The sequence below is a fragment of the Nocardia pneumoniae NBRC 100136 genome (assembly GCF_000308755.1).
Lineage (GTDB): Bacteria > Actinomycetota > Actinomycetes > Mycobacteriales > Mycobacteriaceae > Nocardia > Nocardia pneumoniae.
Window position 1 is genome coordinate 52,210 of record NZ_BAGF01000020.1, and the last position, 23,852, is coordinate 76,061.

Annotated in this window: 22 protein-coding genes and 1 tRNA gene; 12 read left to right on the forward strand and 11 right to left on the reverse strand. The window is 68.4% G+C overall.

Annotated elements, in window-relative coordinates:
- Window positions 1–69: 69 nt before the first annotated feature.
- A complete protein-coding gene (locus ON34_RS05230) occupies window positions 70–876 on the forward strand; it encodes a helical backbone metal receptor (protein ID WP_281032436.1) in 807 nt (268 codons plus the stop codon).
- 44 nt (window positions 877–920) lie between these two features.
- Here ON34_RS05230 and ON34_RS05235 read toward each other — a convergent pair whose 3' ends face one another.
- Both ON34_RS05235 and ON34_RS05240 read right to left on the reverse strand, forming a co-directional pair.
- Window positions 921–1,991, reverse strand: coding sequence for an amidohydrolase family protein (locus ON34_RS05235; RefSeq protein WP_040774917.1), 1,071 nt, complete (start codon window positions 1,989–1,991; stop codon window positions 921–923).
- A gap of 73 nt (window positions 1,992–2,064) precedes the next feature.
- Window positions 2,065–2,694, reverse strand: coding sequence for a TetR/AcrR family transcriptional regulator (locus ON34_RS05240; RefSeq protein WP_040774920.1), 630 nt, complete (start codon window positions 2,692–2,694; stop codon window positions 2,065–2,067).
- A 111-nt stretch (window positions 2,695–2,805) separates the two neighbouring features.
- Here ON34_RS05240 and ON34_RS05245 point away from each other — a divergent pair, with 111 nt between their 5' ends.
- Window positions 2,806–3,207: a Dabb family protein gene (locus ON34_RS05245; protein ID WP_040775044.1), complete on the forward strand. Its 402-nt coding sequence runs from the start codon at window positions 2,806–2,808 to the stop codon at window positions 3,205–3,207.
- 21 nt (window positions 3,208–3,228) lie between these two features.
- Here ON34_RS05245 and icmF read toward each other — a convergent pair whose 3' ends face one another.
- A complete protein-coding gene (icmF, locus tag ON34_RS05250; RefSeq protein WP_040774922.1) occupies window positions 3,229–6,447 on the reverse strand; it encodes a fused isobutyryl-CoA mutase/GTPase IcmF in 3,219 nt (1,072 codons plus the stop codon).
- Window positions 6,448–6,796: 349 nt separating this feature from the next.
- Between icmF and ON34_RS05255 the strand changes: the two genes are divergently transcribed.
- The 7 genes from ON34_RS05255 to ON34_RS38440 all read left to right on the forward strand — a co-directional run bounded on the left by ON34_RS05255 (window position 6,797) and on the right by ON34_RS38440 (window position 13,784).
- Window positions 6,797–7,735: a DUF2157 domain-containing protein gene (locus ON34_RS05255; RefSeq protein WP_040774925.1), complete on the forward strand. Its 939-nt coding sequence runs from the start codon at window positions 6,797–6,799 to the stop codon at window positions 7,733–7,735.
- Between the two features lie 178 nt (window positions 7,736–7,913).
- Window positions 7,914–9,413 (forward strand): CoA-acylating methylmalonate-semialdehyde dehydrogenase, encoded by a 1,500-nt coding sequence (locus ON34_RS05260; protein WP_040774927.1) that lies wholly within the window; start codon window positions 7,914–7,916, stop codon window positions 9,411–9,413.
- 5 nt (window positions 9,414–9,418) lie between these two features.
- A complete protein-coding gene (locus ON34_RS05265) occupies window positions 9,419–10,558 on the forward strand; it encodes an acyl-CoA dehydrogenase family protein (protein WP_040774930.1) in 1,140 nt (379 codons plus the stop codon).
- A gap of 148 nt (window positions 10,559–10,706) precedes the next feature.
- Window positions 10,707–11,771, forward strand: a complete 1,065-nt coding sequence (locus ON34_RS05270) for an enoyl-CoA hydratase/isomerase family protein (RefSeq protein WP_040774932.1) — start codon at window positions 10,707–10,709, stop codon at window positions 11,769–11,771.
- Window positions 11,771–12,667: a 3-hydroxyisobutyrate dehydrogenase gene (gene mmsB, locus ON34_RS05275; protein WP_040774934.1), complete on the forward strand. Its 897-nt coding sequence runs from the start codon at window positions 11,771–11,773 to the stop codon at window positions 12,665–12,667. The genes ON34_RS05270 and mmsB overlap by 1 nt, the downstream gene beginning before the upstream one ends.
- A complete protein-coding gene (locus ON34_RS05280) occupies window positions 12,664–13,440 on the forward strand; it encodes an enoyl-CoA hydratase (RefSeq protein ID WP_040774937.1) in 777 nt (258 codons plus the stop codon). The genes mmsB and ON34_RS05280 overlap by 4 nt, the downstream gene beginning before the upstream one ends.
- 179 nt (window positions 13,441–13,619) lie before the next feature.
- The gene (locus ON34_RS38440) at window positions 13,620–13,784 is read left to right on the forward strand and encodes a heme-binding protein (RefSeq protein ID WP_373291862.1); all 165 of its coding nucleotides are present in this window, start codon (window positions 13,620–13,622) and stop codon (window positions 13,782–13,784) included.
- Between the two features lie 30 nt (window positions 13,785–13,814).
- Here the strand turns inward: ON34_RS38440 and ON34_RS05290 are convergent, their stop codons facing one another.
- A complete protein-coding gene (locus tag ON34_RS05290) occupies window positions 13,815–14,813 on the reverse strand; it encodes an Hsp70 family protein (RefSeq protein ID WP_245547892.1) in 999 nt (332 codons plus the stop codon).
- 174 nt (window positions 14,814–14,987) lie between these two features.
- Window positions 14,988–15,539 (reverse strand): MarR family winged helix-turn-helix transcriptional regulator, encoded by a 552-nt coding sequence (locus ON34_RS05295; RefSeq protein WP_040774943.1) that lies wholly within the window; start codon window positions 15,537–15,539, stop codon window positions 14,988–14,990.
- Between the two features lie 114 nt (window positions 15,540–15,653).
- On the opposite strand from ON34_RS05295, the gene ON34_RS05300 reads away from it, so the two are divergent.
- Window positions 15,654–15,728 (forward strand) — tRNA-Cys (locus tag ON34_RS05300).
- A gap of 127 nt (window positions 15,729–15,855) precedes the next feature.
- Here the strand turns inward: ON34_RS05300 and ON34_RS05305 are convergent.
- The 5 genes from ON34_RS05305 to ON34_RS05325 form a co-directional block, all read right to left on the reverse strand.
- The gene (locus tag ON34_RS05305) at window positions 15,856–16,899 is read right to left on the reverse strand and encodes an ABC transporter ATP-binding protein (protein ID WP_040774945.1); all 1,044 of its coding nucleotides are present in this window, start codon (window positions 16,897–16,899) and stop codon (window positions 15,856–15,858) included.
- Entirely contained in the window at window positions 16,896–18,449 is a 1,554-nt protein-coding gene (locus ON34_RS05310; RefSeq protein WP_040774948.1) for an ABC transporter permease, read from the reverse strand. Before ON34_RS05310 ends, ON34_RS05305 begins: the two co-directional genes overlap by 4 nt.
- A gap of 2 nt (window positions 18,450–18,451) precedes the next feature.
- Entirely contained in the window at window positions 18,452–19,474 is a 1,023-nt protein-coding gene (locus ON34_RS05315) for an iron ABC transporter substrate-binding protein (protein WP_040774950.1), read from the reverse strand.
- Window positions 19,475–19,600: 126 nt separating this feature from the next.
- Window positions 19,601–21,010: a metallophosphoesterase gene (locus ON34_RS05320; RefSeq protein WP_040774953.1), complete on the reverse strand. Its 1,410-nt coding sequence runs from the start codon at window positions 21,008–21,010 to the stop codon at window positions 19,601–19,603.
- A 133-nt stretch (window positions 21,011–21,143) separates the two neighbouring features.
- The gene (locus ON34_RS05325) at window positions 21,144–21,554 is read right to left on the reverse strand and encodes a nuclear transport factor 2 family protein (protein ID WP_040774955.1); all 411 of its coding nucleotides are present in this window, start codon (window positions 21,552–21,554) and stop codon (window positions 21,144–21,146) included.
- 148 nt (window positions 21,555–21,702) lie between these two features.
- Between ON34_RS05325 and ON34_RS05330 the strand changes: the two genes are divergently transcribed.
- Together ON34_RS05330 and ON34_RS05335 are read left to right on the forward strand one after the other, a co-directional pair.
- Window positions 21,703–22,074, forward strand: a complete 372-nt coding sequence (locus tag ON34_RS05330; RefSeq protein WP_245547893.1) for a hypothetical protein — start codon at window positions 21,703–21,705, stop codon at window positions 22,072–22,074.
- 253 nt (window positions 22,075–22,327) lie between these two features.
- The gene (locus ON34_RS05335; RefSeq protein WP_040774958.1) at window positions 22,328–23,014 is read left to right on the forward strand and encodes a hypothetical protein; all 687 of its coding nucleotides are present in this window, start codon (window positions 22,328–22,330) and stop codon (window positions 23,012–23,014) included.
- 100 nt (window positions 23,015–23,114) lie between these two features.
- Here ON34_RS05335 and ON34_RS05340 read toward each other — a convergent pair whose 3' ends face one another.
- Entirely contained in the window at window positions 23,115–23,834 is a 720-nt protein-coding gene (locus ON34_RS05340; RefSeq protein ID WP_085997014.1) for a L,D-transpeptidase family protein, read from the reverse strand.
- Window positions 23,835–23,852 lie beyond the last annotated feature (18 nt).

Genomic DNA, 23,852 nt, shown 5'->3' on the forward strand with positions numbered 1-23,852 from the left:
AGCCCGGGGGCGGCGTGCGACTGAAATGCATACCGACCAGCGCATATGTTCTGTTATAGGCTGGCATGCGTGGCAGGGAAGAGTCCACCGGCAGCGTTGCCGCGCGACGACCTCGGCGCACCCGTCGACATCCGCACGCCCCCGCGCCGGGTGGTTTCGCTGGTGCCGTCGCTGACCGAGGCGGTGGCGATGACGTGTCCAGAAGTCCTTGTCGCCGCGACACAGTGGTGCACGCACCCGGCGGACCTGGCGGTCGAACGGGTCCGCGGCACCAAGAACCCGAACGTCCGGCGCATCATCGAACTCCGCCCGGATCTCGTGCTGTGCAACATGGAGGAGAACCGCCGCCTCGATGTCGTGCGGCTACGCGCCGCGCGAATCCCGGTGTGGGTCACCAGGATCGAAACCGTCGACGACGCCATGGCTTCCCTGGCCCGGCTCTGCGTCCAGGCGCTCGGCGTCGGCATCCCGCCCTGGCTGGTCGAGGCCGAATCAGCCTGGGCCGCACCGCCACCCGAGCCGGAACGCGCCGCGGTCATCCCGATCTGGCGCAATCCGTGGATGGTGGTCGGACGCGACACCTTCACCGGAGATATCGCGCGCCGTCTCGGGTTACGGCTGGTGCACGCCGTTCGCCCCGAGCGCTATCCCCGCGTCACAGAGGCGGAGCTGATCGAGGGTGTCGACCTGGCGGTGCTCCCCGACGAGCCCTACGTCTTCACGGAATCCGATGGGCCGGAGGCATTTCCGCACATTCCGGTCGCGTTGGTCGAGGGTCGCGCCCTCACCTGGTACGGGCCGTCGCTGGCGACCGCTCGCGCCGAACTCACCGCGCGACTGGCCGCTGCGCGGCGGCCGGATCAGCCGATCTCGTAGTCGAACCAGAGGTGGTGGGTGTCATGGTCAGACGTCGTGCCGGTTCAGTCCGCGATCCGGTACACCCGCTGCGCGGTGGTCCGGAAGACCTGCTCGAGTTCCGTTTGCCCGCCGCCGTGACCGGTGATCGCGGTCGCGATCGTCTCGATGCTGTCGGGAATGCTGGTGATCGGCTTGTCCACGGGGAAGTTCGAGCCCCAGATGAGGCGATCGGCGCCGAAGACGTCGAGGGCGTGCTCGACCAGCGGGCCGACGCGGTCGAGCAGCTGCGGCACGGGCGTCGGCGTGCCGCGGGGCGGGACCGGGTGGCCGAGAATCGGCATCATCAGCCCGCTGACCTTCGCGACCACGTTCGGCTGCGCGGCCAGAGCGCTGAGATCGTCGCGCCATCGCACCAGCAGTTGTCTGCGCAGTCCGGGACGGGTACCGGTGTGCTTGCCGACCGCTCCGAAAATCCCCGCGGGCGTGCCGAGATGGTTCAGCACGATCGCCACCTCCGGATAGCGCTCGGCGAGAGCGGTCACATCCGGAATGGCGTGCGAGTACACCCACGCTTCGAAGGACAGGCCGCGGTCGGCGAGGTGCGCGAAGCCGTCCAGGAACGCCTTGCTGGTGAGTTTGCCCGGCGCGTCGGTGAACGACCGCACGCCCGGATCCGGATGGTGGGCGACCATCGTGCGAATCCCGCGCAACAGCGGCGAGGCAGCGGCGTGCGCGTCCAGTAACTCGGGAAATCCTGGCTCCGCCGGGTCGCCTCCCGCGAGGATCGCGCCCAGCCGCGGCGCGGCCTCCAGCGGCAGCCCCGCCACCCAGGCGGTCTCGCCTGCCTTCCCCAGCGGACCCGGCTGCGACCATTCGACCTCGATGTGCGCGACCGCCTCGATCGGCGCGTTCCCGGCGTCGGCGCGGTAGTCGAACGGAAGGTAGGGCCGCAGGTAGGCAACCGGGTCGCCGACGAATTCGCGGTCGCGTCGCGGTGCCAGGCGCTTGGCCAGGTCCACCGGCACCGGCAGCCGCCGCAGCAGCTTCGCCAGCCCACTGAAATCCCGGGGCGTGGTGAACGGGTCCCACTGGTGGATGTGTGCGTCGATGATCCGAATGCCCGAGAGATCCATGTCTGCCGTCCCAACCGCGCTGAAGGTCTGCCCGGGCCCGATTGTCACACGTCCCGCGAAGCGGGTCCGGTGATCAGCGAGACCCGTAGGCGGCCAGGAAAGTACGGATCGCGGCCGCGGCGATGCTCTCGAGTTCGTCGGCGGGGACCGGGCGGGTCCCGAGCCGGGAGCGGGCCTCCAGGGGGGCGGTGAGCAGGGCGAGCAATTGCTCGGCGGCCTCCGACGGCTCGGTGACGCGGAGTCGGCCCGCGAGCGCGAGCCGGGCGAGCCGATCGGCCAGCGCCTCGGCGACCGTGCGCGAGGTGCGCGTGAGAACGGTGTCGACGAGGTCGGGAAACGCCGCGAGCTGGGCACAGGTGAGCGCGCGCAAGGCACGGGCGCGATCACTCGCGCAGACCTCCAGCAACCGGCGCGCCGCATCGGTCAGCGCCGCGGCCAGATCATCCCCGGGCTCGCGCAACTCCTCGACGATCGCCAGGGTCTGGGCCGCGACGGCGTCGGCCGCGGCGAGCGTCGCGTGCTGGAACAGCGTCTGCTTGTCGTTGAGATGGTTGTAGACCGTCGGTTTGGCGACACCCGCCTCGTCGGCGATCTCCTGCACGCAGGCCTTGTCGTATCCGCGGCGAGCGAAGACGGTGAACGCGACATCCAGGATCGCCTGTCGCTTGTCGATGCGGCCGCGCGCCGCCGTTGTTCCGGCCATCCCTGCATGTTATCGCCTCCCACGATCTGAATGAACTCGCGAGTTCAATCTTGTGTATCTACTGATAAGTTCTCTAGATTGAACCAGAAAGTTCAATTGGAGGAGGAGTTCATGATCGTTCACCTGCTGCGCTTCGGTTTCCGCCCGGAGACCACCGAGGAGCAGAAAGCCGAGGTACTCGCGACGATGCGGCGTACCGCGTCGGTGGAGTCGGTGTCGTTCTCGACGGTCGGCCAGAACCTGGGCGACGCGTCCGAGGGGCTGACCCACGCCTACTGCGTCGGCATCGAAGACCTGGACGCGCTGCAGCGCTACATGCACGACCCGGTCCATCTGGAGGGCGATCCGCGGATCATCCCGCACTTCGCGAAGATCGCGATCGGTCCCGACGTCACCGATCAGCCCGATCCCGAGCTGCGGGAGAAGATCATGGCGCTGCACGAGGCGAAGCTCGCGAAGTACCCGGAGTGGGCCGCGCTCATGGACAGCATCCCGGAGGTGCGAATCTTCTGAGGGCTCAGGGCTTTCCGCGCCTCACACGTTGCGGCGGTACTGCCCGCCGACGCGGAAGAAGGTGTCGGTGATCTGTTGCAGCGTGCATACGCGGGCGGCGTCCATCAGCACCTCGAAGATGTTGTCGTCGGTGCGGGCCACCGCCTCCAGACGGGCCAGCGCGGCGTGGGCGTCGTCGCGATGGCGCCGCTGGAATTCCCGGACCCGCCGCAGCTGCGACTGCTTCTCCGCCTCGGTGCCGCGCGCCAATTCCAGCACCCGGCGCGGTTCACCGTGCGAGTTGCGGAAGGTGTTCACGCCGATGATCGGCAGTGAACCGTCGTGTTTGCGCTGCTCGTAGCGCATCGATTCGTCCTGGATCTTGCCGCGCTGGTAGCCGGTCTCCATCGCGCCGAGCACGCCGCCGCGCTCGCTGATCCGGTCGAACTCGGCCAGCACGGCCTCCTCGACCAAGTCGGTGAGCTCGTCGACGAGAAAGCTACCCTGCAGCGGATTCTCGTTCATCGCGACGCCCCACTCCCGATTGATGATGAGCTGGATGGCCAGCGCGCGGCGCACCGATTCCTCGGTCGGGGTGGTCACCGCCTCGTCGTAGGCGTTGGTGTGCAGGCTGTTGCAGTTGTCGTAGATCGCGATCAACGCTTGCAGGGTGGTGCGGATGTCGTTGAAGTTCATCTCCTGCGCGTGCAGCGACCGGCCGGAGGTCTGAATGTGGTACTTGAGCTTCTGCGAGCGTTCGCCTGAGCCGTAGCGATCGCGCATGGCAATGGCCCAGATGCGCCGGGCCACCCGGCCGATGACCGAGTACTCCGGGTCCATTCCGTTGGAGAAGAAGAACGACAGGTTGGGCGCGAAGTCATCGATGTGCATGCCGCGCGCGAGATACGCCTCCACGTAGGTGAACCCGTTGGCCAGGGTAAAGGCCAGCTGGCTGATCGGGTTCGCGCCCGCCTCGGCGATGTGGTAGCCGGAGATGGACACCGAGTAGAAATTGCGGACGCCGTTGCGGACGAACCATTCCTGGATGTCGGCCATCATCCGCAGGCTGAACTCGGTGGAGAAGATGCAGGTGTTCTGACCCTGGTCTTCCTTGAGAATGTCCGCCTGCACCGTGCCGCGCACGGTGGCCAGCGCCCTGGCGCGGATGTCGGCCGCTTCGGCGTCGCTCGGTGGGCGTCCCTGTTCGGTGGCGAACCGATCCAGCGCCTGGTCGATCGTGGTGTTGAGGAAGTACGCCAGGATGGTCGGCGCCGGCCCGTTGATGGTCATCGACACCGACGTGGTCGGCGCGGTCAGGTCGAAGCCGTCGTAGAGGACCTTCATGTCGTCGAGCGAGGCGATCGACACCCCCGATGTGCCGACCTTGCCGTAGATGTCGGGGCGCTCGGCAGGGTCGTGACCATAGAGCGTCACCGAATCGAACGCCGTGGAAAGCCTTTTCGCGTCGGAATGCTCGCTCAGCACCTTGAACCGGCGATTGGTGCGGAACGCGTCGCCTTCGCCCGCGAACATCCGGGCCGGGTCCTCGGTGTCGCGTTTGAACGCGAATACCCCGGCCGTGAAGGGGAATCGGCCCGGCAGGTGCTCGGCGCGCAGGAAGCGCAGCAGCTCACCGTGATCGGTGTAGCGGGGCAGAGCGACGCGCGGAATCGAATTGCCGGACAGCGTCTCCCGGCGCAGCGGGGTGCGGATCTCGCGGTCGCGCACGCGCACCACTTGCTCGTCGCCCCGATAGGACTCGGACAGCGAGGGCCATTCGGCCAGGAGCGCGGCATTCGCCGGGGTGAGCTCGGCGCGTGCGCGTTCGGTCAGTTCGGCTACGGCGTGGTCATCGGGTAGCTCGGCCGCCACCTGCTCGAGGCGTTGCAGGCGTTGCGCCGCGACGACTTGGGCGGCGGTCTCGGCGTGGTACGCGCGGACGGTCTCCGCGATCTCGGCCAGGTAGCGGACCCGTGCGGGCGGGATGAGCTGTGCGAAGCGCGTGGAAACGCGGGTGTCGACCCTCGGGAGCGTGCCGGGCTCCAGCGGCAGGCCGTGGTCGGCGAGCAGACCGGTCAGGTGCTGGTAGAGCGCCGTCACCCCGTCGTCGTTGAAGGTCGCGGCGCTGGTGCCGAAGACCGGCATGTCCTCCGGCGTCGCCTGGAACTCCTCCCGATTGCGGATCAGCTGCCTGGCTACGTCGCGCAACGCGTCTGCCGCGCCGCGGCGCTCGAACTTGTTGATCGCCACCACGTCCGCGAAATCCAGCATGTCGATCTTCTCCAGCTGGGAGGCGGCGCCGAACTCGGGCGTCATCACGTACAGCGAGACGTCCACATGGTCGGTCACCGCCGCGTCGCCCTGGCCGATGCCCGGCGTCTCCACGATGACCAGGTCGTACCCGGCGGCCTTGCACGCGGTGATGATCAGGTCGATGTTGTCCGGCAGCTCCCGCCCGCCGCGGGTGGCCAACGAGCGGAAGAAGACGTGATCGCCGTCCAGCGCGTTCATCCGGATGCGGTCGCCGAGCAGCGCGCCGCCGCCGCGCCGCCGGGTGGGATCCACCGCGAGGATCGCGACCCGCAGCTTGTCCTGCTGGTCCGACCGCAGTCGGCGCACCAATTCGTCGGTCAGCGAGGACTTTCCGGAGCCGCCGGTCCCGGTGATGCCCAGTACCGGCACCCGGCGCGCCGCGGCGGCTTCGGCCAGCCTCTGCCGGTCGATCTCCGGCAGCGTGTTGCCTTGCAGGCAGGTGATGGCGCGGGCCAGAGCGGATCGCTCACCGGCGAGCACCGCGTCCGGCGCGGGCGGCTCGGCCGCCACGTCGATGTCGCAGTCGCGGATCAACTGATTGATCATCCCGGGCAGGCCGAGTCGCTGCCCGTCCTCGGGGGAGAAGATGGTGACGCCGGATTCGGCCAGTCGCGCGATCTCCTCGGCGACGATCACGCCCCCTCCGCCGCCGAAGATCCGGACATGCTCGGCCCCCGCCTTCCGCAGCGCGTCCGCCAGATATTCGAAGTACTCGACATGGCCGCCTTGATACGAGCTGACCGCGACGCCCTGTGCGTCCTCGGTGAGCACCGCGTCCACCACCTCGCTGACCGCGCGATTGTGGCCGAGGTGGATCACCTCCGCACCCTGGCTCTGGAGGATGCGGCGCATGATGTTGATCGCCGCGTCGTGGCCGTCGAAGAGGGCGGCGGAGGTGACGAAGCGAACGGGATGGATGGGCGTGTAGAGCGCGCTGCGGTCGGCCACGGGATTCCTCCGGCGAGTCCATTGGCGCCCGATACTAGGACGTCAAACTAATCTTACGGTGATCGTGATCACACCGCCAGGTTGTGGGCCGTATCGGGCGCGACGGCAGCGGTGCCACCGCGGAAATGGAATCCACGGTCCTGGTGGACGAACGGATTCGACTCCGGATCACGCTTGGATAACCGACTTGGACAGTGGCTGGTCGAGTTCGACGGCGGTCGTGCGAGGCGGTCCGCGTTGTCGGGGCGCGAACGTGGTTCCGCAAGGTCGACGCCAACAGCGGTACGGGGCAAGGTTGTCCGGGACTGATTTGTGTTGCCCGCGCTATCGACTCGGACATACTGGGCGCATGGTGAGCGACGACAGAGCGGGGACCGCGGTGGGGCGGCTGGTCGCCGAGGGTGTGCTGTCCCGAGAGCAGGCCGACGCGGTGCTTGCGGCGCTCGCTGTCGAGCAGGCTGCGGCGGCGCGCGGGAAGGTGCTCGCGGAGATCGCCGCTTACCTCGGCGCCGGTCTGGTGTTCGGCGGGATCTTCCTGGTGATGGCTTCGTCCTGGGAGGACCTGGGACGTCCGGTCCGGGTCGGAGTGCTCGCCATCGTGGCGGCCGCGTTGCTGTTCGGCGGAGTTCTGCTCGCCGGTGCGTTGTTCACTCGCCAGAGGGCGCACGGCGCGCGCGCCAGGCTTGCGGCGGTGTTGTTCGCCTTGGCTTCCGTCGCGCTCGCCGGGGCTGTCGGCACCGCGTTCGAGGGCGGAAAAGTCGACGACGGTTGGGTTTTCGCGTGTGTGGCGGGAGCGGTGGTCGCGGTGCTCGGCTACCTCGCGCTGCCATCGGTGCCCGGCATGCTCGTCTGCGCCTGCTTCGTGCCCGCGGCCGTCGCGGGGATGCTCACCGAGGTGTTCGGCCTCGACGACGCGTGGGGCAGCGCGGCCGTGCTGCTGCTCGGTGGCGCGTGGTTCGCGCTGACCAGACTCGGCGTCCTGATCGAAACCCAGGTCGGATATCTCATCGCGATCGTCACCTCCATCGCGGCCGCGCAGAGCATCGACATCGAGGGCCGGACCTGGGCTTACGGTCTCACAGCACTGGTAGCTCTGGTCTGCTTCGTCCTCTACGCGACTCAGCGATCGGCAGTGCTCGTCATCGGCGGCGCCGTGTCCGTCGCGCTCGCCGTCGGCGAGGCCGTCGCCGAATGGACCGACGACGCCCTCGGCGCGGCAGCCGTCGTCGTAGCGATCGGCGCACTCACCCTCACCTTCGGCGCATTCCGCCTCGCCCGATCCAAGTAGCTCCGCGAGTGGCACACCATGGCGGCTCCTTCTCGCGTTTTGCCGCAGCCATGTGCCACTCACCCTCGGGGTAGCGGAGGCGTGGGATGAATCACATCGGGCGGGACTGTCTGTTGATAGTTGGACATCCAACTATAGGATTCCCGCATACCGCATCGGCTACGAGAACAGGACTGGCATGGTTCGCGAACTCACCCACTTCATCGGCGGACAGCATGTGCCGGGGGCGTCCGGCAACTTCGGTGATGTCTTCGACCCCAATCTCGGGCAGGTGCAGGCCCGGGTGCCGTTGGCGAGCAAGTCCGAAGTCGAGGCGGCCATCGCGAATGCCGAGGCTGCGCAACCGCAGTGGGCCGCGTTCAACCCGCAGAAGCGGGCGCGTGTGCTGATGAAGTTCCTCACCTTGGTGCAGGACGAGATGGACTCGCTGGCCGCGCTGCTGTCCTCCGAGCACGGCAAGACCATCGCCGACGCCAAGGGCGACATCCAGCGCGGACTGGAGGTCATCGAGTTCGCCACCGGCATCCCGCACCTGCTCAAAGGTGAGTACACCGAAGGCGCGGGCACCGGCATCGACGTCTATTCGATGCGCCAGCCGCTGGGCGTCGTCGCGGGCATCACCCCGTTCAACTTCCCGGCCATGATCCCGCTGTGGAAGGCCGGTCCCGCGCTGGCCACCGGCAACGCGTTCGTGCTCAAGCCCTCCGAACGCGACCCCTCGGTGCCGCTGCGGCTGGCCGAGCTGTTCCTCGAGGCCGGTCTGCCCGCCGGTGTGTTCAACGTGGTCAACGGCGACAAGGAAGCCGTCGACACGCTGCTGCACGACCCGCGGATCAAGGCCGTCGGCTTCGTCGGCTCCACCCCGATCGCGCAGTACATCTACGAGACCGCGACCGCGAACGGCAAGCGCGCCCAGTGCTTCGGCGGCGCGAAGAACCACGCGATCGTCATGCCGGACGCCGACCTCGACGACGTCGCCGACCAGCTGATCGGCGCGGGCTACGGTTCCGCGGGCGAGCGCTGCATGGCCATCTCGGTGGCCGTCCCGGTCGGCGAGGAGACCGCCGATCGCCTGGTGGCCAAGCTGACCGAGCGGGTGCACAAGCTCAACGTCGGCCGTTCCGACGACCCCGGCGCCGACTTCGGCCCGCTGGTCGGCCAGGACGGGGTGAATCGCGTGAACAACTACGTCCAGCTCGGCGTCGATGAGGGCGCCGAGCTGGTGGTGGACGGTCGCGGGCTGGTGGTGGACGGCGCCGAGGACGGTTACTTCGTCGGCGCGACGCTGTTCGACAAGGTCACCCCGGACATGCGGATCTACCGCGAGGAGATCTTCGGTCCGGTGCTGAGCGTGGTCCGCGCCAAGGACTACGAAGAAGGGCTGCGGCTGGCCAACGAGCACGAGTACGGCAACGGCGTCGCCATCTTCACTCGCGACGGCGACACCGCCCGCGACTTCGCCGCGCGGGTGCAGGTCGGCATGGTCGGCATCAACGTCCCGATCCCGGTGCCGATCGCGTACTACACCTTCGGCGGCTGGAAGCGTTCCGGTTTCGGCGATCTGAACCAGCACGGTCCGGATTCGATCCGCTTCTACACCAAGACCAAGACCGTGACGCAGCGCTGGCCCTCCGGCCTGAAGGAGACCAACGCGTTCGTCATCCCGACGATGGACTGACGCCGATGTTCGACTTGGACGACGACGAAAAGGCGATCCGCGACACCGCGCGCGGCTTCGCCGACGAATTCCTCGCCCCGAACGCGCTGGAATGGGACGAGCAGAAGCATTTCCCGGTCGACGTGCTGCGCAAGGCGGGCCCGCTCGGACTCGGCGGCATCTACGTCCGCGAGGACGTGGGCGGATCCGGCCTGCGCAGGCTCGACGCCGTCCGCATCTTCGAGCAGCTGGCCACCGGTTGCCCGGCCATCGCCGCCTACATCTCCATCCACAACATGGCCACGTGGATGATCGACCGCTACGGCGACGAGGAACAGCGCGACCGCTGGCTGCCGCGCCTGACCACGATGGAGCTGCTGGCCAGCTACGCGCTGACCGAACCGGGTGTCGGCTCGGACGCGGCGGCCTTGGCCACCAAGGCCGTTCGCGACGGCGACGACTACATCTTCAACGGCGCCAAGCAGTTCATCTCCGGCGCGGGCGCCACCGACGTCTACGTCGTCATGGCGCGGACCGGAGACGCCGGGGCGCGCGGGATCTCGGCGTTCATCGTGCCCGCCGACACCCCCGGCGTCTCGTTCGGCGCCAACGAGAAGAAGATGGGCTGGAACGCGCAGCCGACCCGTCAGGTGATCTTCTCCGACGCCAGGATTCCCGCGGCGAACCGGCTCGGCGCGGAGGGCGATGGCTTCCGCATCGCGATGAACGGACTCAACGGCGGCAGGCTCAATATCGCCGCGTGCTCGGTCGGCGGCGCGCAGGCCGCGCTGGACAAGACGGTGCCGTATCTCGCCGAGCGGCACGCGTTCGGCAAGCCGCTGTTGAAGAATCAGGCGCTGCAATTCGAACTCGCCGATATGCGAACCGAATTGGAGGCCGCGCGCACCCTGCTGTGGCGGGCCGCGGCGGCACTGGACGCCGACGCGCCGGACAAGGTCGAGCTGTGCGCCATGGCGAAACGATTCGCGACGGACGCCGGTTTCGAGGTGGCCAACAAGGCGCTTCAGCTGCACGGCGGCTACGGCTATCTGGCCGAGTACGGCGTGGAGAAGATCGTCCGGGACCTGCGGGTGCACCAGATTCTCGAAGGCACCAACGAAATCATGCGGGTGGTCGTCGCCCGCTCGGTGGTAGGAGCGGCATGAGTGAGCGCAGCGAGCGAATCATCGACACCGCGCGCACCGCGCATGACGGAGCCGAGCGCCAGCGAGGCGCAGTCATGAGCGGTCAGGCCCGGAGGCGGCAGCGCAGCGTGACCATGGAGGGCCCCGCTCATGCCAGAGAGGACAGAGCATGACCGAACCAGAAGTTCTGCTCGAACAGCGCGACGGGCTGGGCCTGATCACGCTGAATCGGCCGAAGGCCATCAACGCCCTGAATCACTCGATGGCCCTGGCTATTACGGATGCACTGCGCACCTGGGCCGAGGACGACGCGGTGCGCACGGTGGTCGTCACGGGTGCGGGTGAGCGCGGCCTGTGCGCGGGCGGCGATATCGTCGCCATTCACGACGACGCGAAAAATGGTGCGAATAGCGCGGATTCGGCGACCGGTCGGTTCTGGCGCGACGAGTACGTCCTGAACGCGCTGATCGGCCGTTACCCGAAGCCGTATGTGGTGGTGATGGACGGCATCGTGATGGGTGGTGGCGTCGGTCTGTCCGGGCACGGCAGCCACCGCATCGTCACCGAACGATCCAAGATCGGCATGCCGGAAGTGGGCATCGGCTTCGTTCCCGATGTCGGCGGCACCTATCTGCTCGCGCGCACACCGGGTGAGATCGGCACCCACGTCGCGCTGACCACCGCGCGCATGAGTGCCGGTGACGCCATCGCGGCGGGCTTCGCCGACTACTTCGTCGCCTCGGATGACCTGCCCGCGCTGCTCGAGACGCTGCGCTCGGAGAGCGCCGATATCGCGGTCGCCAAGTTCGCCACGGACGCACCGGAATCCGCGCTGGTCGCCGGACAGGAGTGGATCGACGCCTGCTACAGCGCCGACTCGGTCGAGGAGATCGTCGCACGCCTGGAGGCACACGAAGCTCCTGAGGCACGGGCGGCCGCCGCCGAGATCCTGGCGAAATCCCCGGTCGCGCTGAAGGTGACGCTGCGCTCGCTGCGCGCCGCGCGCACCGCGCCGAGCCTGGAGGCGGTGCTGAACGAGGAGTACCGGGTCTCGGTCGCCTCGCTGTCCTCACACGATCTGGTCGAGGGCATCCGCGCCCAGGTGATCGACAAGGACCGCGACCCGCGGTGGTCGCCCGCGACCCTCGCCGAGGTCATGGACGCGCAGGTAGACGCATACTTCGCCGAGTTGGGTGAACGAGAACTGGGTCTGGTGGCCCCGGAGGTGGCGTGATGAGCAAGCGAATCGGTTTCCTCGGTGTGGGCCACATGGGCGCGCCGATGGCGGCCAACCTGGTGCGGGCGGGTTACGAGGTGCTCGCCTTCGATCCGGTGCCCGCGGCACGGGAACAGGCCGAGCGCGACGGCGCGAGGGTGGTCGGCGCGGCAACGGAGGCGGCCGCCGCCGACACCGTGATCACCATGCTGCCGAACGGCAAACTCGTCCTCGACGTGTACGCCGAACTCCTCCCGGTCGCCGCGCCCGGCACACTGTTCATCGACTGCTCCACCATCGACGTGGCCGACGCCAAAGCCGCGGCCGAACGCGCCACCGCCGCCGGACATCGCGCGCTGGACGCTCCCGTCTCCGGCGGTGTGGCCGGTGCGGCGGCGGGCACGCTGACCTTCATGGTCGGCGGCGGCGCCGAGGACTTCGCGGCTGCTCTTCCCGTGCTCGAGGTGATGGGCGGCAAAGTCGTGCACTGCGGCGGATCCGGCGTGGGCCAAGCGGCGAAGATCTGCAACAACATGCTGCTGGGCGTCTCGATGATCGCGCTGTCGGAGGCGCTGGTGCTCGGCGAGAAGCTGGGGCTGAGCCATCAGTCGTTCTTCGACGTGGTCTCCACCGCCTCCGGACAGAGCTGGGCGCTGACCAACTACTGCCCGGTCCCCGGCCCGGTGCCGACCAGCCCCGCCAACAACGACTACCAGCCCGGTTTCGCCACCGCCTTGATGACCAAGGACCTCGGTCTGGCCGCGAACGCACTGCGCGAGAACAACGTCGACGGCCAGCTGGGCATGCTCGCCGCGGACATCTACACCCGGTTCAACCAGACGGACGCCGGGCGGGACTTCTCCGCTATCGTCACCGATGTCCGTAACCGTTCCGACCAAGAGGGTGCCCAGTGAGAGACTTCGAGACGATTCTGCTGGAACGCAAGGGCCGGGTCGGCTGGATCACGCTGAACCGCCCCAAGGCGCTGAACGCGCTGAACGCGCAGGTCCTCGACGACGTCATCGCCGCGCTCGACGAGCTCGAGCACGACGACGAGATCGGCGCCATCGTGATCACCGGATCGGAGCGGGCCTTCGCGGCGGGCGCCGACATCAAGGAGATGCAGCCCAAGTCGTACATGGACATGTTCCTGAACGACTACTTCGCCCGCTGGGACCGGCTGGCGCAGTTCCGCAAGCCCACCATCGCCGCGGTCGCGGGCTACGCGCTCGGCGGCGGCTGCGAGCTGGCCATGATCTGCGACATCCTGCTGGCCGCGGACACCGCGAAGTTCGGGCAGCCGGAGATCAAGCTGGGCGTCATCCCCGGTATCGGCGGCTCGCAGCGCCTGACCCGCGCGATCGGCAAGGCGAAGGCGATGGATCTGGTGCTCACCGGTCGCAACATGGACGCCGAGGAAGCCGAGCGCGCCGGTCTGGTCTCGCGCGTCGTGCCCGCCGCGGAACTGCTGGACACCGCGCTCGAGGTCGCCGAGACCATCGCGTCGATGTCGCTGCCGGTCACGATGATCGCCAAGGAGGCGGTGAACCGCTCGTTCGAGACCACCCTCGCCGAGGGCCTGCGCTTCGAACGCCGCGTCTTCCACTCGCTGTTCGCGATCGAGGACCAGAAGGAAGGCATGACCGCCTTCGTCGAGAAGCGCCCCGCGAAGTTCACCAACCGCTGACGACGACTTCGCCCGGCCGCCCACTCGGCCGGGCGCGGTCGGCTCGGGGACGCCGTTCTGGACGTGAGCGGCGCCGTGATCGTCCTACGGCGCGCCGACGGCGGCATGCCGATGACCACTCGGATCGCTGTGGCCGAGGCGCGCAGCTTCCTGGCGCGATCGTCGACAGCATCCAGCACCTGCACGGCGGTGACTTCGTCCCCTTCGCCGGTGGCGTCCTGATCACCGATGACGGCGTGGTCCTCGGCGCGGCCGAAGCTTCCGGGGCTCATGCGCAAGAAGACGAGGAGGCCGTGCGGACCGCTGTGGACCGGTGGCACGAATACCGCTCCGGCGCAGAATGACCAGCGTTGTACAGGGCTCCGAAGGGCAGGTCATCCGAAGGAACTGGGTGTGGGCGCGACGATTTCGGCCGGTCTGCGCTCGCTGCCGTTTTCTGGGCGGGGCGAACCTTTGTCGGTGGCGAGGAGTCCGGCGATGGTGGCGCCGAGGGCGACGGTGACCGCGATCGCGGCGATGAGTTTGCGCCGGTCCACGGTGGGTGGGACCAGGGTGGCTCCGGCGCGTGCCCGGGGCATGCGCAGGTCGCCGCTGCGGCGTTCGGCGGCCAGCAGGACGGCCCCGCGTGCGGAGACGAGGTCTGGTTCCGGGTCGTAGATGATCGGCAGATCGACCAGTTCGGCCAGTTCGGCGCGGATGCTGGGACTGCGGGTGCAGCCGCCGAGCAGCACCAAGGCCTCCGGTCGCACGCCGGTTTCATCGATGATCTGGCGCACGAACGACGCCGAGTGGTGGATGCCCGCGGCGAAGAGCTCGGTCAGGTCGCTGCGGGTCAGCACGGCTCGGTCGCCGGTGTCGGTGTCGATCGCCGTGACCACCCTGGCGTCGCTCAACTCCTCGCGATGCCGCCTGCTGGTCGGCTTGTCGGTGAGTACGCCGTCGCGGGCCAGCCGCCAGCGCAGCAGGGCGTCGTAGCCGTCGCCGCCGAGCACCGTGCTGCGTCTGCTGGACAGAATCGTGTCGGTGCGGCAATCGGCGTGGGTGATGGTCAGCCCGGAACTGCCCAAGTCGTAGAGGATTACCGAGCCGCTGTTTGGAAGTTGCCCGGTGAAACGCAGATAGCGCAACTGGGCGAGCGGTTCCTCGACGATGGTGAGCCTGCGCTCGCCCGCACCGGCGCGAATGGCATCGGCATGCGACGGACACCGGCAGGTCACGGCCGTCCCGGAGACCAGCTCGTCACGCGCGCCCGCGGCGCCCATCATCTGGTGGATCGCCTCGAAGACCGATTCCTCGACACCGCCGCCCGCCCGCCGGGGCACCTCGCAGTGATCGATCGGGGGAAGGTGTGGCTGATCGGAGTGTGTCAGCATCGCGTGTGCGCCTCCAGCGCCCGCCGATACACCCAAGACCAGCACCATGGATTACATGGTGAACCCTTTCGGTGCCGCTGCCAAGACGACGGGCCCGGCAATTCGCCGCTCGGATGCCGGGGAGTCACTTGCCGATTGGGGCAAAACGGGTATGCGACCGACCGGTACTGTCGCTCATTCCCCGGCGGTGGCCGACCAGCGGGCGGTTCCCTCTCCGGTGTCGAAGTCGCCCGCGGCGTGGCGGAATTCGGCCAGCAGTTGCAGGAGGGTGTGCAGCCGGTCCGGCGGGAGGCCGGGGCGCGCGAAGACTTTCTCGTTGAGTTCCTTCGTCGCTTTCGCGACCAATTCTCTTCCGGCGTCGGTGATCTCGATCAAGGTAGCGCGCCGATCGCTGGGATGTGGTACGCGCTCGACGAGTTTCGCCGCCTCCAGTCGGTCGACGGTGTTGGTCACGCTGGTGGGGTGCACCTGCAAGCGCGCGCTGGCCTTCGCCATCGGCAGCGCGCCGGTCTTGCTGAAGCTGAGCAGCATCAGCAGTTCGTAGCGGGAGAAAGTCAAACCAGTAGGTTTCAGTGCCTCGTCGACCCGCGCCATCACGATTTGCTGGGCGCGCACCAGCGAGGTCACCGCGGCCATGCCGTCGGCGACGTCGCCCCAGCCGTGGCCGACCCACTGACGGTGGGCCTCCTCGATCGGGTCGAGCGGAAGCGGGCGTGGCCGAGACATATTGTGATCATTCCATGCGACCAGGGCGAGCCGGGGACATCCGGCCCCGCCTTCGGATCACCGTGAGCGCAATAGTGCCCCCCGCTGCCCCTCCACGGCACCATCTAGGTCGAGGCGGGCGTGGCTGAGTGGTTGAGGCAACGGTCTGCAAAGCCGTTTACGCGGGTTCAATTCCCGCCGCTCGCTCCAAACACCCTCGATGCTCGGCTCGGTGCACGCCACCGCCGAGCCGAGCACCTCGAGGCGCATTACCGAGCGGCACATGGCTGCGGTAAAACGCGAGAAGACCTCTCCATGGTGTGCCACTCGTGCGGGGTCAGGGGGTGGCGTTGTATGCCACTGCTGAGCCGAGCACGTCGAGGCGCACCCGTTGGCCGGTGGCGGGGGCGTTGACGCTGGTGCGGCGGACTCGGATGGGGGTGGTGGTGCCCTCCAGGTCGATTGTCAGGATGACGTCGGCGCCGCGGAATTCGATGGCGCGGATCCGGCCGCTGTCCGGCTCGCCTTCCGAAACGGACTGGGCGACAATTTGTTCCGGTCGCATCATGATGGTCACGGCTCCGGTCGGTGCGTTGCGCTGCACCGGGATCCGGCCCAGCGCGCACTTCGCCACGTCGGCTTCCACCACCGCGTCGAGCAGCACGCAGTCGCCGAGGAAGCGGGCGGTGAACAGGTCCTTCGGCGTGCCGTAGACCTCCTCCGGCGTGCCGACCTGGGTGAAGCGTCCTTCGCGCATCACCGCGACCTGCTCGGCGAAGCTCAACGCCTCCTCCTGGTCGTGGGTCACCAGAATGCTGGTCATGCCCGCCGCGCGCAGGGTGTCGGCCACCGCCTGCCTGGTCGTCGCGCGCAGGCCCGCGTCCAGTGCGCTGAACGGCTCGTCCAACAGCATCACGGAGGGCTTGCGGGCCAGCGCGCGGGCCAGTGCGACGCGCTGCTGCTGGCCGCCGGAGAGCTGATGCGGTCGCCGGTCGGCGTAGGAGGGATCCAGCGACACCATCTCCAGCAGTTCATGCACCCGATGGCGGCTGGTGCGGCGCAGGCCGGGCAGCCCGTAGGCGATGTTCTGGCCCACGGTCAGGTGCGGGAACAGCGCGCCGTCCTGCGCGACGTAGCCGATGTTGCGCCGCTGGGGCGGTACCGAGACCCGCTCGCTCACAACGGTTTCCGAGCCGATCGACACCGAACCCGCATCCGGCGACTCGAATCCCGCGATGACGCGCAGCAGCGTGGTCTTACCGCACCCGGACGAACCGACCACGGCGGTCGCGGTGTGGTCGGGCACGTCGAGGGTGATCCCGCCGAGTACCCGGTTGTGCCCGAACGTCTTCGACACGTCGGCGACGACGACGCGACTCATATCCCAGCCGCCTTCCGAGAGTGGGTGAACAGCAGATACGTCACCGGCACCGCGGCGGCGATCATGATCAGGGCGTACGGCGCGGCGGCCGCGTAGTCCAATTCGCCCGACAGCGCCCAGAACCGCATCGCCAGCGTCCGGGTTCCGTTGGGCGCGAGCAGCAGTGTCGCGGTCAGTTCGGTCGCCACCGCCACGAACACCAGCGCCGCCGCCGCGGCCGCGGCCGGAGCGGTGAGCCGCAGGGTGACCAGAAAGAATGTGGCCGGTCCCGATTTGCCCAGCGAGTGGGACGCCTCCTCCAAGCCGACCGGCACCTGCGCGAGCCCGGCCCGCACGCTGACCAGTGCCCTGGGCAGGAACAGCAGGACATACGCCGCGATCACCATGAACATCGTCTGATAGAGCGGCGGCGCCCACCGGATGGTCACGGTCACCATGGCCAGCGCGATGACGATGCCGGGCAGCGAACTCGTGATGTAGTTCGCGCCCTCGACCAGCCGCGCGAACGCCGACGTCGAGCGCACCGCGATCCACGCGACCGGAAACGCGCACAGCGTGGTGAGCAGCGCGGCGAACGCCGCGAGGCCGACCGTCTGACCCAGCGCGTTGCCGATCTCGGTGACATCCCACACCGCCGCGCCGCCGATGCGCAACCAACGCCCGATGGTCCACAGCGGTACGCCGAGCGCGCCCGCGGTCACCGTGACGAGCACGGCCAGGACCGGAATCGCGCCGATGCCCAGACGAATCCGGGACGCGGCGCGCGGCGCGCCACCGCCGATCCGCGCGTAGCGGGCCCGGCCGCGCAACCCGGCCTCGGCCCCGAGCAGGGCAAGGCAGCACAGCACGAGCACACCAGCGAGCATGCTGCCCGCGGGCCCGGCGAAACTGGACTGGTACTGCTCGAAGATGGCCGTGGTGAACGTGTCGAACCGGACCATGACGAAGGCGCCGTATTCGGCGAGCAGGTGCAGCGCGATGAGCAGCCCACCGCCGAGAATGGCCAAACGCAACTGCGGCAGCACGATCCGCGCGAACACCGCCACCGGCCCGGAGCCGAGCGCCCGTGCCGACTCCTCCACCGCGGGGTCCAGGCGACGCAGCGTGGCCGCGGCGGGCAGGTACACCAGCGGGAAGTAGGACATCGTCGAGATCACCACGCCAGCCCACAAGCCGTGCATGCCAGGGAAGACGCTGACCCACGCATAGCTGTTGACGAACGCGGGCACCGCGAGCGGCGCCGCGAAAACCGGCCCCCACCACGATTTCCCCGGCACGTCGGTGCGCTCGACCACCCACGCGAGCCCGACGCCGAGCGCCACGCAGATGGGTACGGTGCACACCACCAACCCGAGCGTATTGCGCAGCAGCTCAGCCACTCGGGGCCGGAACACCAACTCGGCCGCTTGCTCGGGACCGGTGGAGAAGACCGTCGAGACGATGTATCCCAGCGGCACGAACGTCGCCGCCACCAGCAGCAGCGCGATACCCGTGACGAGGGGCCCCGGCCTGCCGACCCGGGGCGCGGTGACAACGGTCCGCAGTGCCACGGCTACAGCAGACCCGCTTCGGTCATCAACGCCGTGACCTTCTTCGAGTCGAGCTTCGACGGGTCGATCGCGGGGGCCTGCAAGTCGGCCAGCGGCGGCAGCGCCGGGTTGGCGGCCACGCCGCTGGCGACCGGGTACTCCAGCGAGGTGCCGTCGCGCAGCACCTCTTGCCCGGCCTTACCGGTGATGAACGCCAGGAACTTCTGCGCCGCCTCCTGCTTCTTGCTCGACTTCAGCACCCCGCCGCCGGAGATGCTGAGGAACGCGCCCGGGTCTTGGTTCCTGAAGTAGTGCAGCGCGGTATCGGCGCTGCTCTCCTTGGTTTTGGCCTGGTCGCGGTACCAGTAGTAGTGGTAGATGACGCCGCCGTCCGGGCTGCCGGAATTGACCGCCTTCATGGTGGCGACATTGTTCGGGAACGGCGTCGCGTTCTCCTTCATGCCCTTCAGCCAGGCGCGGGTGGCGTCCTCACCCTTCAGCGCGAGCAGGCCCGCGACGATGGCCTGGAAGTCGGCGCCGGACACGCCCGCACCCCAGCGGCCCTTCCACTGCGGCTGCGCCAGATCGAGCAGCGATGCGGGCAGCTGACCGGGCTGGACCTCGTTCTTGTTGTAGACGAACACCGTTGCGCGGGCCGCGATGCCGGTCCACTTGCCGCTGGACGGACGGAACTGGGCGGGCACCTGCTCCACGATCTTCGCGTCCACGTCGGCGAACAGGCCCGCGTTCTCCACCAGCGCCATCGCGGGAGAATTCTCGGTCAGGAAGACGTCGGCGGGCGAGGCCGCGCCCTCGGCGACCAGCTGGTTGCCCAGCGCGGTGTCGCCGCCCTGGCGCAAGGTCACCTTGATACCGGTTTCCTTGGTGAACGCGTCGGCCCATTCCTTGGTGAGGGATTCGTGCTGCGCGTTGTAAACGGTGATCTCGTTCGCGTCGTCCGAGGAATTCGAGCAGGCCGTCATGCCGAGTGCCGTCATCGCGACGGCCAGTCCAGCGGCAATCGTCTTCCATCTGACCGGCTTCATCCTCGTCCTTCCGATGGCGTCCAGTGCCTCGTGCGTATGTTGAGGCTTACCTAAGGAAGATACCGCCTCCGACGTGCGGGAAACGGTCTCGGTCCCTCGGCGGATGCCGCGAATCCGGCCCGCTCGTTACGTCAGCCCCGAGAAGTCGCGCAACACAACGTGATTGCGATCCGGGCAGGTGCCGAACGTGTAATCCGGCACCAGTCCGAAATACTCGCCGCGGGTCAGGGCGCTCCAGCGCCGCGCGCCCTCGGTGCGGGTCTTGTAGAAGTTGACCATGTAGCCGCCCTCGTAGACGCGCAGCAGGCTGTAGCCGCCCGGGTACTCCTTGATCGCGGCGACCTCGAGGAATTCCACCGCGCACGGCGCGTCCGGCCGGGTTCGCCGGTTGCGATGGGTGTGGCCGCTGTGATGCAGGAAGACGCCGGGACACCGGGCGTAGAGCGCCTGCAATTCGGCGCTGTCGCGTCCGTTGAGCACGAAGCCGGGCCCGGCGACATTGGTCAGCCCGGACTCCATGGTGACCGGGTGGTGGCCGAACACGAGCGTCGGCCGGTCCGGGTCGGCGCTCGAGCGCTCGGTGAGCAGGTCGAATTGCGAGCGATCAATGGAACCGCCCGCGCCCCGCAGTTCGCTGGTGTCCAATCCGAGCACCCGGAGGCCGCCGATCTCGTGTTCGATCAGCTGCTGGCGCGGGGAGAAGGCGTCGGCCCAGCAGTCGTGGTGGTCCGCTGGGGCGAGCGCGCATCCGGTGTATTCGGCTCCCAGGTGCGGCCGGTCGTGGTTGCCGCGCACGGCCAGGTAGTCCCGGCCGAGCGAACCCCACGCGTCGAGCCGGGCGCGCACGGCGCGAGTTTCGTGCTCGGAGGCTTCGGCGGTGAGATCGCCCGCGACCAGCAGGCACTCGGCCGCGCGGTCGGGGCGGCGCAGGTCGTCCAACATCGCGGACAGCATCACCTCGGGGTAGGGCGCCGAGCCGGGGTCCTGCCGGAAACCCGGCGGCAGTTCGCCGACGATCAGACCGCTGACCTGCTCGCCGTAGTGCACGTCGTTGGCCAGGGCTATCGTGCGCAGTCGGCGCCCGGGCGGCGGGACCAGCGTGGTGAACTCGCCGCGTGCTTCCGGCGCTCCCGGACCGGAGGTGGTGAGCGAGAGGGCGGGCGTGGCGCGAAGACCCGCCGACCACGCCTCGAAGCGGTAGGCGCGGCCGGGTTCGAGCCCGTCGATCTCGGCGTAGTGGAACGGTGTCGGCCGGTCGTCGGCGTATACCGGCGCCGGTCCGCGCGGGGAATCGGCGGGACCGATGCGCACCTGCGTGTCGGCGTCCACCGGGGTCAATCGCCCGGCCGAGTCGGGCGCGAGGGTGGTCCAGGTGAGGATGACCGAGGTGTCGGTGATCGTGACCACCTCGAGATCCGTGGCGACGAGTGGACTCCGCTGCGCAGGAGCGGTTTTCGCGGGACCGGCGAGGGGGAGCAGTGCGGCGAGGCCGAGCGCCCCGAGTACGGTCCTGCGGGTCGGCCCGCAGCAACTCATCCCTTCCAAGCCATGCCGCCCTCCGTCTGCACCGATGCCTTACGGCAATTTGCGTGCCCGACAGATCGGAAACCAGACCGGCGGGACCGTTCGCGAGCTTACGGAAACCGACGAAGGGGCTGCGTAGGCGTGATCAGGCGCCGGCATCCGCGAGCGCGTCATACCAGCGTGCGGTGTCGGTGTACTGGTGCAGCCGCGTGATGCGGCCGTCGTCGTCCACCTGCCAGAGGTGCACGAACTCGGCGTCGTACGCGCGACCGGTGGCGCGGGCGGCGCCGCGATAGTGACCGGTCACCACGACGGTGCCGTCGGTGGTCTCGTGCCAGGTCTCGTCGTACGGCGCGGTGTCGAACTCTCGGGCCACCGCGCCCCAGATCCGGGTCATCGCCTCCAGCGGGCCGTGGAAGGTGCCGCCCGCGCCGCACGGCAGGCCGGGCGCGGTCTGCGCCACGAACTCCGGATGCAGCAGGGCCAGTATCGAGGGCCCGTCGGCCGCCTGGGTGGCCGCATAGAAACCCTTGACGACCTCGAACTTCGCTGACATGTCGCACTCCTTCTAATATGGTCGTTCTAGAACGATCATATTAGAAGCGCGTGCAGGAGAAGGCCAGGATGTGTGGCGGCCGTCATGCCGTCGGATTCGAGGGCGGGTTGCCTGGTGCTTGCCGGGGAATGGCGGCTACCATTCGAACATGGGTTCGACAAGCGATGACGTGCCGCGAACCGAGGGCACGGAACCGGAGCTGGTCTACCCGAGCAGGACCGGCCACTACTACCGGACGCTGACGTATCCGCCGCGGCCGGTCTGGGTCCGGCTGGACGCGATCCTGGTCCGTGATCCGGGTACCCCGCGGCATGTGAACGGCGCGGGCGTGATCATGCGCGGCGAGCGCCCGGGAACCCTGACCCATTGGCTGCCCACCGTCGACGGCGACTGGATGGGCCGCGTGACCTACAGCATCCAGTTCGCCGACGGACGCCCGGATCTACATGTGCGGGACCAGTTGGTTCCGGCCTATGCTCTGCGCCCGCGGCGCGGCCCGTCCGCAAATTCGCAACTGTAACTTCGTATCAGCGTACAAGGCCTTCCTGTACAGCGACTTTCACCGATCGGCTCGATCCTCCCCTGCAGCCTCGGGCCATCCACACAGCAGCCGTTCACACACAACCGCTGATTTCGTAAGAACATGGGTAACTCGCCGGGTACGCCCAGAACCCGAGCGGCACCCAACGCAGGACCTGAACGCAACATTCGCGCCACCTGACTTGTACGGCCTGAAGGCGCGGAGAGGCGGGGGAGCTGATACTTTGCCCGGCATGGGATTTCAGTTACCGCATCCCGAGGTTCTGTGGGCGCGGGTGACCGTCTTGGATGTGATCACCGCCGCGACCCACGCCGACCAGCGGGCTGCGGGCGGAGAGGAGATCGGGCAGACGGCCAGAGTGGCAGGTGGCCGGCTGATCAACGACGACGGCGAGGGCAATTGGTACTCGCTGGTCAGATATCCCGGCGAGCGTGCGCTCCTATTCGGCAGAGACGAGGACAACGAGGTCGCGGGGACCGCCTACGATCCGCTGGCCGCGGCGCCCGCCTGGGTGCGCGCGGTGGATCCGGCGACGAATCTGCCCGGCGGGGTCGACGGTCCGATCACGTTCGCGCGCTGGTGGGAATTCGGTCGCTGGCAACACACGCCGACCGATCTCGACGACGGTCTGGAGATGAGCCTCAGCGCCGCCGCCGACCGGGAAGGCTTCACCGGCAGCGTCATGAGCGCCGCGATCCACGCGAAATGGGTGGAGATGGACTACGAGGCGGGCAAACTGACCGCTCTCACCGTCGACCCCACCGCCCTGAACGCGCTGTGCGACGCCACCGAGAACGGCACGCTCACCAAAGCCCACCTCTACTTCCTCCAGCCGGGCCTGACCGCGCCCGCGTTCGGCTACCTCTCCGCCGCAGGCGTCCTCAGCGCGACCGACAAGCCGACCGCGCCCCTGCCGTGATCGCGGAACCGTAGACGACACCCGACCACCCCGACGAAGGGCTCCCGGGTACCGGGAGCCCTTCTCTCGTACGCGCCCCACGTTCGAGGCAGGTCTGGTCTCAGATCGCGTACATGCCGATGACCGGCTTCCTCGACGGTTCGAGGGTGATCAGCAGCGTCCGCATGACATCAGCGCCGACCGCGACGCACCCCGCGGTCGGCCTGCCCGCCTCGACGTGGACGAAGAAGGCCGAGCCCTGCTCCGGCATGACGGGGAAGCGGTTGTAGTCGATGACCAGCGCGTAGTTGTACTGCGGCTCGGTTCGCCCGAGATTCTCGCTGAGGCTGGTGTCGAACGGGCAGTCCCCCTCGGCGCAGTGATATTTCTGGTTGTACAGCGGGCTCGCCGTGTCGGACACCCACCACCAGGTGTTCGACGGGTCCACCGACAGATAGGGAAGCTTGGCGCCGACATCGGGCAACCGGCCGAAGCTCTCGGTCAACGCGAAAGTGCCCTCCGGCGTGTACGCGGCCCCTTCCCTGGCCTCTCGGGAAATCCCTCCCGCGCCGACCCACGCTGGCACCGCCAACGTCTGTTTCCACTGCCGGAGCCGGTTGCGCTGCCAGAGCTCGAGCGTCCCACGATCGGCCCCCGCGGGTGCCGTCACCCAGACGACCTGAGTTCCCGGAACCGCGGCCGTGTCGAACGGCGGCCGTTCGCCGGTGACCTCGGGCAGCAGCACGATGCCGAGTGTCGCGACGACCACAGCGACCGTCGCGCCGATGACCGCGATCGTCCGCCTCCGTGCCGATCTGCGTCGAGTGTCACTGTCCGCCAATGCTATTCACGCTCCTGT

What these genes read in the sequence shown, in the direction of transcription:
- ON34_RS05295 (WP_040774943.1), bottom strand. Translation starts at nt 15,539, where the DNA reads ATGTCTCGGCCACGCCCGCTTCCGCTCGACCCGATCGAGGAGGCCCAC.
- ON34_RS05270 (WP_040774932.1), top strand. Translation starts at nt 10,707, where the DNA reads ATGACCGAACCAGAAGTTCTGCTCGAACAGCGCGACGGGCTGGGCCTG.
- ON34_RS05320 (WP_040774953.1), bottom strand. Translation starts at nt 21,010, where the DNA reads ATGAGTTGCTGCGGGCCGACCCGCAGGACCGTACTCGGGGCGCTCGGC.
- ON34_RS05240 (WP_040774920.1), bottom strand. Translation starts at nt 2,694, where the DNA reads ATGGCCGGAACAACGGCGGCGCGCGGCCGCATCGACAAGCGACAGGCG.
- ON34_RS05315 (WP_040774950.1), bottom strand. Translation starts at nt 19,474, where the DNA reads ATGAAGCCGGTCAGATGGAAGACGATTGCCGCTGGACTGGCCGTCGCG.
- ON34_RS05265 (WP_040774930.1), top strand. Translation starts at nt 9,419, where the DNA reads ATGTTCGACTTGGACGACGACGAAAAGGCGATCCGCGACACCGCGCGC.
- ON34_RS05335 (WP_040774958.1), top strand. Translation starts at nt 22,328, where the DNA reads ATGGGATTTCAGTTACCGCATCCCGAGGTTCTGTGGGCGCGGGTGACC.
- ON34_RS05305 (WP_040774945.1), bottom strand. Translation starts at nt 16,899, where the DNA reads ATGAGTCGCGTCGTCGTCGCCGACGTGTCGAAGACGTTCGGGCACAAC.
- ON34_RS05255 (WP_040774925.1), top strand. Translation starts at nt 6,797, where the DNA reads ATGGTGAGCGACGACAGAGCGGGGACCGCGGTGGGGCGGCTGGTCGCC.
- ON34_RS05325 (WP_040774955.1), bottom strand. Translation starts at nt 21,554, where the DNA reads ATGTCAGCGAAGTTCGAGGTCGTCAAGGGTTTCTATGCGGCCACCCAG.
- ON34_RS05260 (WP_040774927.1), top strand. Translation starts at nt 7,914, where the DNA reads ATGGTTCGCGAACTCACCCACTTCATCGGCGGACAGCATGTGCCGGGG.
- ON34_RS05235 (WP_040774917.1), bottom strand. Translation starts at nt 1,991, where the DNA reads ATGGATCTCTCGGGCATTCGGATCATCGACGCACACATCCACCAGTGG.
- mmsB (WP_040774934.1), top strand. Translation starts at nt 11,771, where the DNA reads ATGAGCAAGCGAATCGGTTTCCTCGGTGTGGGCCACATGGGCGCGCCG.
- ON34_RS05290 (WP_245547892.1), bottom strand. Translation starts at nt 14,813, where the DNA reads ATGCTGACACACTCCGATCAGCCACACCTTCCCCCGATCGATCACTGC.
- ON34_RS05245 (WP_040775044.1), top strand. Translation starts at nt 2,806, where the DNA reads ATGATCGTTCACCTGCTGCGCTTCGGTTTCCGCCCGGAGACCACCGAG.
- ON34_RS05330 (WP_245547893.1), top strand. Translation starts at nt 21,703, where the DNA reads ATGGGTTCGACAAGCGATGACGTGCCGCGAACCGAGGGCACGGAACCG.